This window comes from Gammaproteobacteria bacterium, from assembly GCA_022340215.1.
Taxonomy (GTDB): Bacteria; Pseudomonadota; Gammaproteobacteria; order JAJDOJ01; family JAJDOJ01; genus JAJDOJ01.
The window spans coordinates 20,473-35,489 of the sequence record JAJDOJ010000224.1; the positions used below are offsets into that span (position 1 = coordinate 20,473).

The 15,017-nt window shown below is 62.1% G+C and carries 10 protein-coding genes and 1 pseudogene; 7 read left to right on the top strand and 4 right to left on the bottom strand.

Annotated features, from left to right (window positions below; all coding sequences use genetic code 11):
* Nucleotides 1–111: 111 nt before the first annotated feature.
* Nucleotides 112–384, bottom strand: a pseudogene (locus tag LJE91_15675) (redoxin domain-containing protein).
* A 423-nt stretch (nucleotides 385–807) separates the two neighbouring features.
* Here LJE91_15675 and LJE91_15680 point away from each other — a divergent pair.
* From LJE91_15680 to zwf, 3 genes are all read left to right on the top strand, one after another.
* On the top strand, nucleotides 808–3,669 hold the full coding sequence (locus tag LJE91_15680) for a bifunctional transaldolase/phosoglucose isomerase (GenBank protein MCG6870110.1): 2,862 nt from the start codon (nucleotides 808–810) through the stop codon (nucleotides 3,667–3,669).
* Between the two features lie 164 nt (nucleotides 3,670–3,833).
* Entirely contained in the window at nucleotides 3,834–4,847 is a 1,014-nt protein-coding gene (gnd, locus tag LJE91_15685) for a decarboxylating 6-phosphogluconate dehydrogenase (GenBank protein MCG6870111.1), read from the top strand.
* Nucleotides 4,844–6,394: a glucose-6-phosphate dehydrogenase gene (gene zwf / locus LJE91_15690; GenBank protein ID MCG6870112.1), complete on the top strand. Its 1,551-nt coding sequence runs from the start codon at nucleotides 4,844–4,846 to the stop codon at nucleotides 6,392–6,394. Before gnd ends, zwf begins: the two co-directional genes overlap by 4 nt.
* Before the next feature lie 147 nt (nucleotides 6,395–6,541).
* Here the strand turns inward: zwf and LJE91_15695 are convergent, their stop codons facing one another.
* Together LJE91_15695 and LJE91_15700 are read right to left on the bottom strand one after the other, a co-directional pair.
* Nucleotides 6,542–6,862: a hypothetical protein gene (locus tag LJE91_15695; protein MCG6870113.1), complete on the bottom strand. Its 321-nt coding sequence runs from the start codon at nucleotides 6,860–6,862 to the stop codon at nucleotides 6,542–6,544.
* Nucleotides 6,855–7,187: a hypothetical protein gene (locus LJE91_15700; GenBank protein MCG6870114.1), complete on the bottom strand. Its 333-nt coding sequence runs from the start codon at nucleotides 7,185–7,187 to the stop codon at nucleotides 6,855–6,857. The genes LJE91_15695 and LJE91_15700 overlap by 8 nt, the downstream gene beginning before the upstream one ends.
* Nucleotides 7,188–7,472: 285 nt before the next feature.
* Here LJE91_15700 and pgl point away from each other — a divergent pair, with 285 nt between their 5' ends.
* Entirely contained in the window at nucleotides 7,473–8,153 is a 681-nt protein-coding gene (pgl, locus tag LJE91_15705) for a 6-phosphogluconolactonase (GenBank protein MCG6870115.1), read from the top strand.
* 176 nt (nucleotides 8,154–8,329) lie between these two features.
* Entirely contained in the window at nucleotides 8,330–8,746 is a 417-nt protein-coding gene (locus tag LJE91_15710; GenBank protein MCG6870116.1) for an STAS/SEC14 domain-containing protein, read from the top strand.
* Between the two features lie 110 nt (nucleotides 8,747–8,856).
* On the opposite strand, the gene LJE91_15715 is transcribed toward LJE91_15710, so the two are convergent.
* Nucleotides 8,857–9,567 carry an SOS response-associated peptidase gene (locus LJE91_15715; protein MCG6870117.1) on the bottom strand — a complete coding sequence of 237 codons (711 nt, stop codon included), beginning with the start codon at nucleotides 9,565–9,567 and terminating at the stop codon, nucleotides 8,857–8,859.
* 669 nt (nucleotides 9,568–10,236) lie between these two features.
* Here LJE91_15715 and LJE91_15720 point away from each other — a divergent pair.
* The gene (locus LJE91_15720) at nucleotides 10,237–11,172 is read left to right on the top strand and encodes a DnaJ domain-containing protein (protein ID MCG6870118.1); all 936 of its coding nucleotides are present in this window, start codon (nucleotides 10,237–10,239) and stop codon (nucleotides 11,170–11,172) included.
* A 216-nt stretch (nucleotides 11,173–11,388) separates the two neighbouring features.
* Nucleotides 11,389–14,658, top strand: a complete 3,270-nt coding sequence (locus LJE91_15725; GenBank protein MCG6870119.1) for a PAS domain S-box protein — start codon at nucleotides 11,389–11,391, stop codon at nucleotides 14,656–14,658.
* The last annotated feature ends 359 nt before the right edge of the window (nucleotides 14,659–15,017 follow it).

Sequence of the window (15,017 nt, forward strand, 5' to 3'; positions counted from 1 at the left end):
TCGCGCCTTGATGACGAACGAAAATCCGGCGCAATCTGGTATGCCATTCTCCGGCAATCGCCTTAAGCCGCTCTCGCGGACTCAGAACCTGACACCCGGCGTTTCGATCGGCAGCATCTCGATGCCCCGCGCCTTGAGAACTTTCCAGGCGCGCTGCATGGAGGGCATCTCGTCTCGGCACGGTGGACACCAGGTCGCCCAGAAGTTCAGGATGACGACCTTGCCGCGATAGTCGCTCAGGCGATGGAATTCGCCTTCGGTATCCTCGAGTCTGAAGTCCGGCGCGGGCGGACGGTCCTTGACCTCGTAGAGCGGCCGCCCGCGCAGGTCGTCTTCCGCGGGACACAACCCGGGAAACTGTAACGCCAGTCCCAGGATCAGCATCGCCGCGCACCTCACAGTTCGGCCTCGCGCGCCACGTCTCGTCCCACTGCTCCTTGAGCAACATGGGTTCACGTTCACCGTCGACGATGACCTGCCACTGCGTCAGATCGTATTCGATCACCGATCCGGTCGCGGCCGGGTTCCTGACATCAGGTCTTGAAGACGCAGCGGAGAGGACCTCGTTGAAATTCGTGACGTAGTACTTCTGCAGGCGGATCTTCTCCGCTTCGATGTCGAGGTAATCGTTCAGGAGTTCCGACAGCGGTCCGGCAGGTAGGTTCGAACGGGGCATATCGGTAACCCAGGTGATATACTCCGGAGCCTTTCGGACCCGATCTCGCACCAGGTAGACCCGCGGTATCCGGGGGTGAACCGGTTCCGCGGTGTCGGCGAACGCAATCATCCCAATGAGGGAGTCGTCGCATGAACCCACTTCAGGCCCTGCACGCACAGGGGCAGTCCATCTGGCTCGACTACATCCGGCGCAAGCTGTTGACCGGTGGCGAACTGTCGCGCCTGATCGACGAGGACAGCGTGACGGGTATGACCTCGAACCCGGCTATCTTCCAGAAGGCCATCACCGGCAGCACCGACTACAGCGAGGCGATCGCCGCACTGGCGCGGGACGAATCCCTCGATGCGAAGACACTGTTCGAGCGACTGGCTATCGAGGACATCCGGATGGCCGCCGACGCTTTGCGGGGCGTGTACGAGAAGACCTCGGGTCGCGATGGGTTCGTCAGCATGGAAGTCTCGCCGCGTCTTGCGAACGATACCGACGCCACCTGCGTCGAAGCCCGTCGGCTCTGGAACGCGGTCGGGCGTCCCAACCTGATGATCAAGGTCCCCGCGACCCATGAGGGGTTGCCGGCCATCGAGACCCTTATCGGCGAGGGCATCAACGTCAACGCCACGCTCCTGTTCTCCGTGGAAATGTACCGCCAGGTGGCGGAGCGTTACCTGCGAGGCCTCGAGGCGCTGGTCGCCAACGGCGGCGACCCCGCGCGGGTCTCCAGTGTGGCGAGTTTCTTCGTTTCACGCGTGGATACTGCCGTAGACAACGCCATTGCCGAGCGGCATTCCGGCAGTTCGGGGGCCGGTGGGGCGTCAGGATTGCGGGCCCCGCTCGGACGCATCGCCATCGCCAACGCAAAGATCGCCTACCGCGACAGCAGGAGGATCTTCTCCGGCAATCAATGGCGCATACTTGAATCGCAGGGCGCCGGAGCGCAGCGACTGCTCTGGGCGAGCACCGGCGTGAAGAACCCCGCCTATCGCGATGTCGTCTACGTCGAGGAACTGATCGGTCCCGATACGGTCAACACAATGCCACCGGCAACGCTGGACGCGTTTCGAGACCACGGCGAGGTCCGCGTTACGCTCGAGGAAGACGTCGAACAAGCGCAGGCCGACGTCGACTCACTGGAGACCTTCGGCATAGATCTGGGCGCTATCACCGACACACTGCTCGAAGACGGGGTCCGGTTGTTCGTCGAGGCCTTCGACAAGCTGCTCGCCGCGGTCGACGCGGCGCGCAGGGACGCACTCAAGCCTCGAATCGACAGGCAGGTCTGCCAGCTTCCCGCGGAACTCGAATCCGACCTCGAACGGGCTTTTGACGGCTGGGACGAAGAGCAGAAGATTTGTCGTCTATGGCGGCGCGACGCCTGGCTCTGGACGGGAAACGACGAAGCACGCTGGATGGACTGGCTTGACATCACCAGCGAGCAGATCCACCACCTCGGCGATCTGCGCAGGCTCCGCCACATGGCGGAGGGAAAGTACTTCACCCATGCGGTGCTCCTGGGGATGGGTGGTTCGAGCCTCGCGCCCGAGACATTCGCCAGGACCTTCGGTCCGGCGCCCGACCACCCGGAGCTGCTCATCGTCGACAGCACCGACCCCGCGCAGATCCGTACCGTGGAAAGCGGCATCGATATCGCGCGCACCGTATTCATCGTCTCAAGCAAATCCGGCAGTACACTAGAACCCAATATCCTATACGCCTACTTCATGGCGCGCGCTATCGAGGCCCTCGGTGAGAAGCAGGCGCCGAATCATTTCTATGCGATCACCGATCCGGGTTCCAGTCTCGAAGCGGTCGCCCGCGAGAAAGGGTTCCGCAAGACCTTTCACGGCAAGCCAGGCATCGGCGGGCGTTACTCCGCCCTGTCGAATTTCGGCATGGTGCCGGCCGCCCTGATAGGTATGGACGTCACCAAGTTGCTCGACGATACGGAGGAGATGGTCGAAGCCTGCGCGGGATGCGTTTCCAGGCATGATAATCCTTGTCTCCAGCTCGGACTGATCATGGGCCTGTCTGCCCGACGCGGCAGGGACAAGCTCACCATCATCGCCTCGCCTGGTGTGGCCGCTTTCGGGGCCTGGCTGGAGCAACTGGTGGCGGAATCCACGGGCAAGCAGGGCAAGGGCCTGATCCCCGTCGATACCGAGTCGCTGGCCGCGCCATCGGCCTACGGTGAGGATCGTCTGTTCGCCTACCTGCGACTGGACGACGGTCCGGACTCCAAGCAGGATGCAGCCGTCGACGCCCTCGCCCGAGCCGGACACCCGGTCGTTCGGATCCACATCGGAAACCGGCACGAAATGGGACAGGAAATATTTCGCTGGGAGATCGCCACCGCCGTTGCAGGTTCGGTCCTGGGGATCAACCCTTTCGATCAGCCGGACGTGGAAGCCAGCAAGATCGAGACCAGAAAACTGACCGAGGCCTATGCACGAAGCGGAAGCCTGCCCGAACAGGAACCGATCGCCAAAAGCGACGGTATATTTCTGTATACCGATGCAACCAATGCCGAAGCGCTCGCAAACGCGGCCGGCGGTGACGATTCACCCGATGCCCTGCTCGCCGCGCATCTCGCTCGGATCGGCACGGGCGACTACTTTGCCCTGCTCGCCTATATGAACCGCCTCGACGAGATCCACGAACGCGAGCTTCAGGCTATCCGTCATTCCGTCAGGGAGCGTACCCGGGCGGCCACCTGCCTGGGATACGGCCCCAGATTCTTGCATTCCACGGGGCAGGCCCACAAGGGCGGGCCCAACAGCGGGGTCTTCCTGCAGCTCACCTGCGATGACGCGGAGGACCTTCCGGTGCCCGGCTACGCGTACGGATTCGGTGTCGTCAAGGCAGCTCAGGCCCGGGGCGACTTCGAGGTCCTCGCCGAGAGGGGTCGCAGGTTGCTGCGTATTCATCTGCCCGCCGATACCCATCGGGGGCTCACGCAACTCCGGGCCATGGTCGAACGGGCCCTGTCCGCCTAGCCCGCGTTTCGGCCTGGACGCATTGCGGTACGAGGCGAGGCATAGCGAGCGATCCTGTCCAGAACATCAAGTAATAATAGAATTACAAACAATAAGTTGTATGGTATTTTTCAGATTTATATAGAGGTATCGGAAGACGCCAACAGCTCACGGGAGGCAACGCTATGCAGCTTGGAATGATCGGTCTCGGGCGTATGGGGGCCAATATGGTGAAGCGGCTGATGACAGCGGGACACGACTGCGTGGTGTACGACACGAACGCCGATGCCGTCGCGTCCCTGGAGCAGACGGGCGCCAGTGGTGCGCGCGACCTGGACGATTTCGTCGCCCGTCTTGAACCGCCTCGTGCGGTCTGGCTGATGGTGCCTGCCGCCGTGGTGGACAGATCGATCGACGACCTGGTCGGCCGCCTGTCCGCCGCCGACATCATCATCGACGGCGGAAACAGCTACTACAAGGACGACATTGCACTCGCCGCGCGACTTCGGAAACGCGGAATTCACTATATCGACTGTGGTACGAGTGGCGGTGTCTGGGGGCTAGAACGCGGCTACTGCCTGATGATCGGGGGAGAATCCGGGCCGGTAAAGCACCTCGATCCGATCTTTTCCGCGCTGGCCCCGGGAACCGGTGACATCGAGCGAACACAGGGGCGCGAAGGGGATGCGAGCACGTCCGAACACGGTTACCTGCATTGCGGGCCCTCCGGCGCGGGCCATTTCGTCAAGATGGTCCACAACGGGATCGAGTACGGCATCATGGCCGCCTATGCCGAAGGCCTGAACATACTTCGACACGCCAATGTCGGCAAGACCTCACACGAGGTGGACGCCGAAACCACGCCTTTGCGAGAACCCGAGGCGTTTCAATACGACATTGATCTCTCGGAAGTCACGGAGGTGTGGCGTCGCGGCAGCGTGATCGCCTCCTGGTTACTCGATCTGACCGCCGGCGCACTTCATGGCGACAGGGACCTGACAGGCTATTCCGGCCGGGTCTCGGATTCCGGCGAGGGGCGCTGGACCTGTCTGGCGGCGATCGAATCGGGCACCCCCGCACACGTCCTGACCGCAGCGCTCTATGATCGGTTCGAGTCTCGGGGCGAGGGCGATTTCGCGAACAAGGTCCTCTCCGCCATGCGGCATCAGTTTGGCGGCCACGTCGAGAAGGCCAGATGAACGACAGCACGACGGAAGATCCGGACGTATCCGCCGCGCCATCGTCGGTCATCGTCATCTTCGGGGGCGGAGGTGACCTCACCAAGCGTAAGCTCGTTCCGGCGCTGTATCACCTCGCCGTGCAGGGCCTGTTGCCGGAGGCCTTTGCGGTCATGGCCGTGGATCGTGCGGAGTCGGACGACGAAACATTTCGCGGCAATCTGGAGAAATACGTGCGGGAATTCACACCGCAGGAATTTTCAGAGCAGACTTGGAGCGCCTTGCGTGAACGGATCCATTACAGCCCGGGTGACTTCCGGGATCCCGAGGCGTACGAGAAACTCTCCACGACACTGGATCAGCTCTGCGTCGAAAAGGGCGTCAGTCCCAATTACCTCTTTTACCTCGCCACCCCGCCCAGTTTCTTCGGGATCATATCCGATCAGCTCGGCGCAGCGGGGTTGTCGCGTGAACCTGCGGGGGCGTGGCGGCGGATCATCATCGAGAAGCCCTTCGGGCGGGATCTGCAATCGGCCAGGGCATTGAACGACCAGCTTCATCAAACCTTCCAGGAGCCACAGATCTACCGCATCGACCACTACCTCGGCAAGGAGACGGTACAGAATATCCTGGCCTACCGGTTCAGCAACAGCACCGTCGAGCCGATCTGGAACCACCGCTATATCGATCACGTTCAGATCACCGTCGTGGAAGATCTCGGGGTCGAGAACCGGGCCGTTTACTACGAGGAGGCCGGGGCCCTGCGGGACATGATCCCGAACCATCTGCTCGCAGTACTTTCCGTGATCGCCATGGAACCGCCGAATTCCTTCGACGCCGACGAGGTTCGTGACGAACAGTCTAAGGTACTGCGGGCGATCCAGCCGCTGCAGCCCGAGGAAGTGCTCAAATACGCGGTCCGCGGGCAGTATGGGGCTGGCACATTGCAGGACGGCTCGCGTGTGCCCGCGTATCGCTCGGAACCCGGCATCGACTCACAGTCCGCCACAGAGACCTACATCGCGCTGCGACTGCAGATCGACAGCTGGCGCTGGGCGGGCATCCCCTTCTATATCCGGACCGGCAAGCGAATGATGGGTCGTTTCACCGAAGTCGTGGTGCAGTACCGTGACGCGCCGAACCAGCTTTTCCGTGACACGCATCGGGCGCGCAGACTGAATATCGCCCCCAATCGGCTCGTCCTGCGCATCCAGCCCAACGAGGGAATCGGATTCGGGTTCAACGCCAAGATCCCGGGGAAGTTCAACAAGCTGGGGCCGGTACAGATGGACTTCCGGTACCGCGACTATTTCGGCGATGAACCGAGCACTGGTTACGAGACCCTCATCTACGACTGTCTCTGCGGCGACGCCACCCTGTTCAAGCGGGCCGACAACATCGAGTCGGGCTGGTCGCTGGTTCAGCCCATCATCGACGTCTGGCAGGCCCTGCCGCCGCGTGATTTCCCCAACTATGTTTCCGGAACCTGGGGTCCATCGGCGGCGGACGACCTCCTCGCCCGCGAAGGTCGCCACTGGATCAACAGCGCGACACCTAGCTATCGCTAGACTCTGTTGACATTTGTCTGGGCGAGTGGATTTTCGAGAGATTTTTCCTGACAAGGCGGATTCGATGCGCAATGCCGACCCATTGCAAGTCGAATCCAACGCCGTCAGGGCGGAAAAGATCCGTAAAGTCGCCGTCCGCGATGAATGTCAACAGAGCCTAGTGGGGCGGCGCCGGGTACGACGCGCCCTGTCCTCGCGTGGCGAGTCGGGAGGGACATCGCAGCGGCCCGCCGAACCGCAGCCGAGGAGGAAGAATCCAATGAGGACGAACGGAAATGCCGCGACCGCCAGCCACTGGAACCCGCCACGAAACAGGGCCGGCTCGAGCAGCCAGGGGGTGAAAGCCAGGCCGGTGCAGTAGAGCACGGCGGCATAGGCGAACCACGCGACACGCCGCGTGAACGGGTGCGAGATCAGCGAGCCGCGGGGGAAGATGGCAGCCTCGTTTCGGCGTTGCCGTTCAGTCACTGCCGTACATCCACTCGACACGCCGTCTTCCCAGTTCGGCCCGCTTGCACTCGGTCTCACCCCGCTCCCATCCGCTGGCATATCGTTCGTCCACGAGGAATTCACTCAGCTGGCGGGTGAAGGTGTATTGGGGATTGCCGGCACGGGCATACCCGGTGACGCAACCGTCCATGTAGCCGTCGATGTACTCCGGGGGATAGCCCTCCTCCTCCAGTCTCTCACGCAACTGTTTTTCGCCGCATGCGGGGATCGCCGACAGCAAGGCCAGTACCACCAGCGCATGGGACCAGCGCCGCTGCCGGAAAAGGAAAATGGGTTCTCGCAATTCAGGTCACCAGAATTCAGCTTTAGGGTGCATGGCCGACGCGACGCACCTGCGCTACCCTACCCGGAATCGTTAGGAGTTTCACCTTACGGACGGCGGCGTGTAGGCCGGTTTACCCGCCTGTGATAACTTTGCCGTCGCGGGACGGTTTTAACCCCCCTTCAAGGCGGCGATCATGACAGCGGCCTGAGACAGGATTGTCTGTCTCTGCCCGGGAGTGCTACCGCCGATTGCAGAGACGATTCACAGGCCCCCGGAACCCTCCTCGACATGACATCCCCAGACGTGAGATGGCACGTAATGCCCGACGGCGAGGCGATTGCCGAAGCGGTCGCCGAGCGGATCATGCGCGCATCGCGACGCGCCATTTCGGCACGCGGCGTGTTCCGCGTGGTGCTGGCCGGCGGGTCCACTCCGCAACACGCCTACCGCAGACTGGCGCAGATGCCGGCCGACTGGTCCCGCTGGTCGATCTACTATGGCGACGAGCGCTGCGTTCCCACGGGCGACGCGCAGCGAAACAGTACCATGGCCGACCGGGCGTTGCTCGATCACGTCGCGGTGCCCAGGGTGCATATCCATCCGATCCCGGCCGAACACGGCCCCGCCCGCGGGGCGGCCGAATATGGAGCGACGGTGCGGAACGCCCTCCCTTTCGATCTCGTGTTGCTCGGCATGGGGGAGGATGGCCACACCGCCAGCCTGTTCCCGGGCCAGCAGCACGACGAGCACGCGGTGGTCGTCCCCGTCTACGGAGCACCCAAGCCTCCGCCGGACCGGGTTTCGGTCAATACACCGGCCCTCAACGAGGCTCTGGAGATCCATATCATGGTGACCGGCGAAGGCAAGCGAGACGCAGTTCGACGCTGGAAGGCCGGTGAGGAACTGCCCGTCAGCCGGGTTCACGGCCGATGCGGCGTCGACGTCTGGCTCGATCCCGCGGCCTCGGGCGGATCATCCGAATAGGTCACCGGCATGTGCCCGGATAGACAGGCGTATCGTTGCCGTGGGATCTGCTCGAGACGGCATGGGTGTGACCGAGGCCTCCTGTTCATCGTGGCCGGACGAACCCAACGTGAGAGAGGCGAATCCGGGGGTGATGAGGCGTCCCGCCCGTTGAGCGGCGTCGATCCCGAACGTTCATGACCATTGCACACAAGATCATCCGCGTACGGGATTTTCTAGAGACCACGGCCACCGGGAAGATTAATCTCGAGACCGTGAAGAGAATCCTCTCGACACTCATTGAGGCCGGGGGCGGTCAGTCGGAATACAATATCCTGGTGGACGTGAGGCAGGCCGAAAGCATCATGGAGGACGAGGACCTGGGACAGATCGTCGAATATCTCGATCACAACCGGGAATCGTTCCGAAACAAGATCGCCGTTCTGTACGCCGCCCGGCGCCCGGCACATGCCAACCTCTTTCTCCAGGCGGCGCGTGACGCCGGATTCGACATCCGGTTCTTCACCGACTACGAGCAGGCAATCGGCTGGCTGCACACCTCGATCTATTACGACATCGAATACGACGGTGAGCTTCCGGATTCCGAGCCGTAACACGGCAAAACCGGTCCCGTGGACTCGACATCGGGCATCCGACGGAGCAGCTCGCATCCGGCCCCAAACCGTCAAGGTCGCTCCCGTTTCCCGGAGCCGACTGAACGGATTCAGGAACGTTCGGGATCCGGGATGCGCTCGAGGCAACGCGCCGAATCGTTGGCCGGGCTGTTCACGTAGCGGCTGACCGGCCAGACCTCGAACACGTCCACTGGACGCGCGTCGAGAACCTCGCATAACGCCTGCGGATCCGTCATCCGTGGGTCCAGCCATTGCTCGTACAACCCGCGGTCCAGGACCACTGGCATGCGCGCATGGATACGAGCAAGCTGGGCGGATGCGTCGCCGGTCAGCAGGGTAAAGGTCTCGAGTGCCGGCGCATCGGCATCCCGGCCCTTCCCCCGCCACGACTCCCACAGTCCCGCGATGAAAAAAGGTTCGCCATCGCGTCGCCGGATCGTCCAGGGTTGTTTTCCGTCGGCCGACCGCCTCCATTCATACCAGCCATCTGCCGCGACCAGGCAGCGTCGTCGACGATACGGGACGCGATAGGCGGGCTTTTCGGCCGCGCTCTCCACCCGGGCATTGATCATGCGGTTTCCGATCCCCGGGTCCTTCGCCCAGGATGGCACCAGGCCCCACTTCAGATCGTCGATGCGTGCGCCGACGGCGTCCGGTAGCCGGCGTACGACGGGTAGCATTTGCGTCGGTGCCGCGTTGTAGCGCGGCCCGTCCGCGCCCATGCTCCCGATCTCGACCAGGAGGTCCAGCAGGTCGACAAAACCCTGGGCCGAGGTCAGTACATTGTAGCGTCCGCACATGTTGATGCTTCCTTGTCACCCTGGGAGAGGGCTTGACCCGGGCGGGTTTGCGAGTCGCCGCCGCATGATATACCCGTCACGGACAGGTTTACCCGGCACGCACGCCCGCTTCGTCCCGTGGCGGCGTTGCGATTCCTTGCAATAGAGCGGCTATTACGCGTCATCGCGCCTTGCCACGAAACGAATATGACACACACTTTCTCGTGAAAACCTGTCCGCGACGGGTAAATCGGGAGGGCCGCAATCTTTCGAGCCGGCGACTCGCAATCCAGTAAACTACCCGGCAGAAAGACTTTGCCCGAAGAATGCGGGGAATGCCAATGACAGAAGCCCAAGCAGGCCCACATGGCGGACCTGCAGGCAGAGACCTGCGTGCGAAACCTGGTGGCGGACATCGCGGGCCAGCCGCAGACGCATACCTTCCGCACCGAGCCGATCTGTATCATCGATTCTCTCGACAGTGGGGTACTTGCTTTTCCGCAACGAGCGCCGCAATTTCCAGTTTCGGGCCAGTCCCCTCCACCGGGGCAAGTCACTGTTCGAAAAGCGCTATCTGAGGCCCTACCGTCGTGCTGCCTGAGCCGGAGATTCAGGCGCACTGGTCCAATTGCGACGGGAGGGACTCGAATACCCGCAGGCACAGGCCAACATTAAGGTATCCCGTAGAAGATGGAATTCAAGGACTATTACCGGACACTCAACGTCTCACGCGACGCTACGCTGGATCAGATCAAGCAGTCCTATCGCCGTCTGGCGCGAAAATACCACCCGGACGTCAGCAAGGAGTCGAACGCCGAGCAGCGGTTCAAGGAGCTCGGCGAGGCCTACGAGGTTCTGAAGGACCCTGAGAAGCGAGCGGCCTACGATCGCTTCGGAAGCGAGTGGAAGCAGGGGCAGGAGTTCAGGCCGCCGCCGGACTGGGACGCCGGGTTCGAATTCTCCGGCGGGGGATTCACCGGCGCGGAGGGGTTCAGCGACTTTTTCGAGACCCTGTTCGGCCGACGCACGGGCCACGGCGCCGCGCGCGGCAGGTTCCGGGCACAAGGACAGGATCATCACGCCAAGATCCTGGTGAGCCTGGAGGATGCCTATCACGGCGCCTCGCGCACCATTTCGCTGCAGGCACCGCAGATCGATCCCTCCGGTCACGTTTATGCAGGCACCAGAAACCTCAACGTGCGCATTCCACGCGGTGTCATCGAGGGGCAGCGTATCCGTCTGACCGGACAGGGCTCGCCCGGGATCGGTGGAGGGCCGGCGGGAGATCTCTATCTGGAGATCGCGTACGAGCCTCATCGGTGGTTCAAGCCCGACGGGCGGGACCTCTATCTGGAACTCCCCGTCACCCCCTGGGAAGCCGGACTCGGGGCCACCGTCACCGTCCCCACGCCGGGCGGCCGGGTGGACCTGAGGCTGCCGGCCGGATCGCAATCGGGTCAGAAACTTCGGCTCAAGGGAAAGGGTATGACCGGCAAGGTACCGGGTGACCTGTACATCGTGCTCAAGATCATGACACCGAAGCCCAAATCGGATGCGGACCGCAAACTCTACGAGAAGATGGCGCAGCAGATGGCATTCGATCCGCGAACCTCGATGGGGAGCTGATCCGATGAAGAACGACTTCACGAACTGCACCGTCGAGCAGCTCGACGAGACCCGAGTCTTCGATCTGCGTCAAATCTGAGCCTCGTGCGAGGTGCGCGCCGAAACCATGATCGAGCTGGTGGTCGAGGGTGTCGATTCCCGCCCGGAGGATACCAGGCTTATTGCGGTAGTTATACCCGTCAGGACGACTCGTGTCTCCGGGAGCAGGTATACCATTTGAAAGCGTCCGAATCCGAAATCCGCCGTGCCCTGGCCGACGTCCTCATCGGCGCCGGCCCTACCGTCCTGTTTCAATGGATCAATGCGCCGGACTGGCCCGTCGCGTTCGTCTCTGTAAATGTCCGGCAATTCGGCTACAGTGCCGAGGCATTCATCGACGGAACCATCCGCTTCGCCGAGATCGTGCACCCCGATGATAGCAAGCGGGTAGCCGACGAGATCGATCGCCACTTGGCCTCGGGTCAGGATGACTACACGCAGGTGTATCGTCTGGTCACCCGCGACGGGGAGATTCGCTGGGTCGAGGACCGCACCATCGTGGCACGGGACGCCGCGGGAGAGGTCACACACTTTCTCGGCATCCTGTTGGACATCACCAAGGAGCGGCAGCTACAGCTCGCCTGGCGCGATTCTGAATCCCGGTTCCGCCACATGGTGGAGAACCTGAATGCGCGCCACATCTTCTTCACTCGCGACTCGAGCGGTGCGTTCAGCTACGTCAGTCCGTCAGTGGCGAAGATCCTGGGTTACTCACCGGATGAGTTTGCTTCGGGTTTTCCCGAACGGTACCTGACCGTCCACCCGGTCAACCGGGACGCGAGCGAATGGTTTGCGTCCGGGGATAACCGTCGCCGGGAACTGGATATCCTGAGGAAGGACGGGACGACCTGTCGACTCGAGGTCACGAAGACATCGCGCCACGACGAGGAAGGAAACCTGGTCGCCTGGGAGGGAGTCGTCCAGGACATCAGCGAGCGTGTCTACCTTAACGAGGGCACGTGCCGGAGCCGGGCGGGGATAGCCGACGAACACGTCGCGAAGGTCGGCAACTGGGAATGGAACCTTCTCGACGGGCACGTATCCTGGTCCGACGAGGTATACCAGATCTTCGGTCTGTCGCCCCGATCGATCGAGCCGGAGCCGTCGATCTTCCGGCGCTATGTTCACCCGCAGGACAGGGAACGCGTCCGCGAAGCCATGAAGACCGCGCTGGAAGGTCGCCTGCCCTACGATATCCGCTATCGCATTCTACGACCGGACGGCGAGATCCGACATCTGCATTCGCAGGCGAAAATCGTCTACGACGACGCGGGGGACGCCGCCGTGATGACCGGCACGGTGCTCGACGAGACCGAGCGCCGGCACTTCGAACTCGCCAGCGAACTCAATCTGGACAAGTACCGAGCGCTGATCGAGACGACCACGGACCTCGTCTGGGAGGTCGACGCCAACGTTGTCTACACCTATTGCAGCCCCAAGGTCGAGGAGTTCTTCGGGCTACCCGCCAGCGAGGTCCTCGGCAAGACCCCGTTTGACTTCATGCCGGAAGCGGAAGCCGAGCGGGTTGCCAGTATTTTCCGGTCCATGGTGGCGGAAAGGCACCCGTTTACCGGTCTGGAGAACATCAACGTCCACCGGGACGGTCACGAGGTCATTCTCGAGACCTCGGGTGTCCCGTATTACGATGCAGCCGGGAACTTCGCGGGTTATCGTGGCATCGACCGCGACATCACGGAACGCAAGCGTGCAGAAATCAAGATACGCAAACAGAAACAGCTCCTGCACACGGTGCTGGACAGCGTCCGTGAATCCATCGTGGTGGTCGACCTGGATTACAACATCCACCTGATGAACAAGGCCGCCAGAGAGTCCATGAAGCTTGATGCCGTGGCCGACCCGCAGCACCCGAAGTGCTTCGAGGTCACGCGCGGCCTGAAAGCGCCCTGCCATGGGCAGAACGACACCTGCCCCCTGCAGCAGGTCATCGCCACCGGGGAACCGGACACCAGCATTCATGTCACCAGACGCGCCGACGGTTCGCAGCAATACACCGAACTGGTCGCCACACCCGTGCTCGGAGTCGACGGCCTGCCCGAGGGAATCATCGAAACACGCCGGGACATCACACCACAGTTCCTGACCCAGCAGCGGTTAAAGGATCAGAAAAAGGTCCTGGAGCGGCTCGCACACCTGGACGCCCTGACCGGCCTTCCGAATCGCCTGCTGTTTCTCGACAGGCTGCAGCAGGCCATCGGCAAGGCGCGCCGCAACCGCCGGCACCTCGCCGTGTTGTTCATCGACCTAGACCGGTTCAAGCCGATCAACGACGACTTCGGCCACGCCACGGGTGACGCCGTGCTGAAGGTCGTCGCCCGGCGACTGCGCGACGGTGTCCGCGAGGATGACACCGTCGCGCGGCTGGGCGGCGACGAGTTCACCGTCGTCATGGAAGACCTGAAGCGCTCCGAACATGCCAGCGTGCTGGCGCAGAAACTGATCCACAGGCTTCAGGAGCCGGTCGAGGTCGACGGACATTCGCTGAGTGTCTCGGCCAGTGTGGGGATCAGCCTGTTTCCCCAGGATGGGGAGACCGCGAACGAGTTGCTGTCCAATGCGGATACTGCGATGTACAAGGCCAAGCACGAGCGACGCGGTACCCTGCGTTTCTTCACCGAGGACATGACGGAGCGGGCCTTCGAGCGGGTGTTGATGGAGGCCCACCTGCGCCGGGCACTGGATCGGCGGGAATTCGTCCTCCACTACCAGCCACAGGTTCACCTTCGCAGCGGTGCGCTGATCGGCCTGGAGGCGCTGGTACGCTGGGAACATCCCGAGATGGGCCTGCTGCCGCCGGCCCGGTTCGTGCCCCTGGCCGAGGATACCGGCATGATAGTGGAACTCGGGGAGTGGATCCTGCAGACGACATGTGCCCAAATGGCCGTGTGGCGGCGCTCCGGCCGGAAACCCGCGCGTGTGGCGGTCAACGTAACGGCCAACCAGTTGCGGGACGAAGGTCTACCACCCATGGTCGAGCGGGTTCTTCTGGAGACCGGCTGCAGGCCGGAATGGCTGGAGATCGAGCTTACGGAGAAGATCCTGATGGCGGTAGAAGCGCGTTCGCCCGGAGTCCTCGAATCATTGGCCTCCCTGGGGATCCACATGGCACTCGACAATTTCGGCTCCGGCTGCTCATCACTGGGAGAACTCGCGAGATCACCCATCACGAAACTCAAGATCGACGGGACCTTTGTTCGTGGGGTCACCCCGGAATCACCGGATTCGGATATCTCCCGCGCGGCGATCGCGATGGGCACGAGCCTGGGTCTGGAAGTCATCGCCGAGGGTGTGGAGACCGAGGCGCAGAAGGCGTTTCTGCGCGAGGCAGGATGCTACGAGGTCCAGGGGTATGTCTATGGTCGTCCGGTGCCGAAAGAGGAAATGACGGCACAGATGTTGGCATGGCGAAACGGTGTGGACGGCGTTTAATGTACCAGTCGCAAATAAGATTTCACTGTTGAACAATAGGTTGCAATATAATACTATAGGGCCTACGCATAAATCAATTTCGCCTGGATCAGGCGGCAAAAAAATCACTCTGAAACCAGCGGTGTTGCCGAGTGAGCAGTGCTGATTTATATAACGCAATAAAATGCTTATTTAACAGCGCGCTTTTTAAAAATAAACGATTTTTGGACGTACCTATCCCTAGGAGCCTGTCGGCCTTAGGAACAATCTACTGCGCTGATGGGAGAGCGGCCAAAAAATCCCCGATTTCTCGTTGCGTAGGCCCACTATGCGCCTCGAAATCGTAAACTTTTTGTCTCGTTCTCCCACCATGCTCGCTA